The sequence below is a fragment of the Streptomyces sp. UH6 genome (assembly GCF_013421635.1).
Classification (GTDB): Bacteria; Actinomycetota; Actinomycetes; order Streptomycetales; family Streptomycetaceae; genus Streptomyces; species Streptomyces abyssomicinicus.
On the sequence record NZ_JACADT010000978.1, the window covers coordinates 1 to 2,107 of the forward strand.

The following is a 2,107-nucleotide window of genomic DNA, read 5'->3' on the forward strand; positions in this document are numbered from 1 at the left end:
GTGCCGGCCACCTCGGGGATGGCGCCGCCGGTGGTGGCGACCAGCGGGGTGCCGGTGGCCATGGCCTCGGCGGCGGGCAGCGAGAAGCCCTCGTAGAGCGAGGGCACGCAGGCGACCTCGGCGGAGCGGACCAGGTCGACGAGTTCGGCGTCGGTGATGCCCTTGACGAACTCGACGGCGCCCTCGAGGCCGTAGCGTTCGATGGCCTGGGCGACGGGGCCGTCCTCGGCACGCCGGCCGACGACGACCAGGTGGGCGTCGGGCTGTTCGGTGCGCAGCTTGGCGAGCGCCTCGACGAGGAAGACCAGGCCCTTGAGGGGCACGTCGGCGCTGGAGGTGGTGACGATCCGGCCGGGCACCCGGGGGACCGACGGGTCGGGCGAGAACAGCTCGGTGTCGGCGCCGATGTGCACGACGTGCACCCGCTCGGGGCGGACGCCGAGGTGGTCGACGATCTCCTGCCGGGAGGTGCCGGAGACGGTGAGCACGGAGGGCAGGCGGCGGGCGACCCGCTTCTGCATCCGGGTGAAGGCGTACCAGCGGCGCACCGACAGGCGGCGCTTCCAGTCGTCGGCGGCGTCGAGCTCGAGCTGCCGGTCGACGGTGATGGGGTGGTGGACGGTGGTCACCAGGGGGGCGCCGAGGTCGCCGAGCTGGCCGTAGCCGAGGGTCTGGTTGTCGTGGACGACGTCGAAGTCGCCGCGGCGGGCGCGCAGCAGGCGGCGGGCGCGCAGCGAGAAGGTGAGCGGCTCGGGGAAGCCGCCGGTCCACATGGTGGAGACCTCGAGGGCGTCGACCCAGTCCCGGTACTCCTCGCGGCGCGGGGTGCGGAACGGGTCGGGCTGCCGGTACAGGTCGAGGCTGGGCAGCTCGGTCAGGGAGAGCCCGGCGAGATCCTCGCCCTCGTCGAGGACCGGGTACGGCTGGGAGCCGATCACCTCCACGGTGTGGCCGAGCCGGGCCAGTTCGCGGGACAGGTGGCGCACGTAGACGCCCTGTCCGCCGCAGAACGGATTGCCCTTGTAGGTGAGGAGCGCGATGCGCAGAGCCGGCTGACCGTCGGCGGCCATGGCCTCAGCGGTCACTCTCGGCCCCCTTCTCCTGAACTGTCCCGCGAGGTTACGTCGCGGCGGCCACCAGCAACAAGTCTCGGACGATCACCGGCGATCACTGTTGATCACACAACGACTGTCCGAATCTACCCGCTGGTAGCGGCACTGTGGGAAGTCTGCCAGGTGATGCTCGCCACGGCGTCGGCGGCCCCGACGTCCCTGCTGACGTGGGGAGATGTCCGGATCTCGCACCACGGCCACGGACGCGCGCCGGCTCAGGCCGGCTGGAGCCCGGCCACCTCCCGGACGGTGGCGCCCGCCCGGCCGAGGAGGGCGATCTCACGCTCCGTCATGGCCGGGTCCGAGGTGCGGAGCCGGAGCGCCTCCTCCAGTTCCTCCGGATCGAGGCGGGCGGAGGGGGCGGCGAGCAGGGCGGCCAGCACGTCCCGCATGACCGCGGTCCGCTTCGGGTTCGCGGCGCCGGTCCGGGCGAGGATCACCGCGGTCATCGCCCGGTCGAGCCCGGGGTGCCCCTCGGCGGCGGTGCTCCAGTCGATGACCCGGGGGCCGGACGAGGTGAGGATGACGTTCTCCGGGTGCAGGTCGAGGTGGAGGATGCGCTCCCGCGGGTCCGCCGACCACCGGGCGGGCAGCGAGTGGAGTCCGGTGAGCAGCAGGGCGAGGGTGGCGCCGGCCTCCTGCGGGGTGATGAGCCCGGCGAACAGCGCCCCGGTCATCGTGGGGCCGTCGAGCCGCTCCATGACCAGGTCGGTGGCGGGCGAGTTCTCCCGGGGGCGCACCACGGGCACGGGGTAGCCGCAGCGGTGGAGGTAGGCCATCAGGGCCCGCTCGGCCTCCGCGTCGCCGAGGCCGGCGTCGCGGTACCTGCGCAGGACCCACCGCTCGTCGACCACGTACACGTCGGCAGTGCGGCCGACCCCGATCAGCACCATTCGGGGAATCCTGCCGGACCGTCCGGCCCGGGTCGAGGGCCTCTTGGCCCTGTTTGCCCTCGCCATGGCCGGATATATGCCCCCGTTGCCGCCGTGTCCGCC

2 protein-coding genes are annotated in these 2,107 nt (G+C 73.3%); both read right to left on the reverse strand.

Annotation, left to right across the window (positions count from 1 at the left end):
- Nucleotides 1-1,070: glycosyltransferase family 4 protein (locus tag HW445_RS28245; protein ID WP_180223693.1), on the reverse strand; the 1,070-nt coding region annotated here is incomplete at its 3' end.
- A 257-nt stretch (nt 1,071-1,327) separates the two neighbouring features.
- On the reverse strand, nt 1,328-2,005 hold the full coding sequence (locus HW445_RS28250) for a phosphotransferase (RefSeq protein ID WP_180223692.1): 678 nt from the start codon (nt 2,003-2,005) through the stop codon (nt 1,328-1,330).
- Nucleotides 2,006-2,107: the final 102 nt, after the last annotated feature.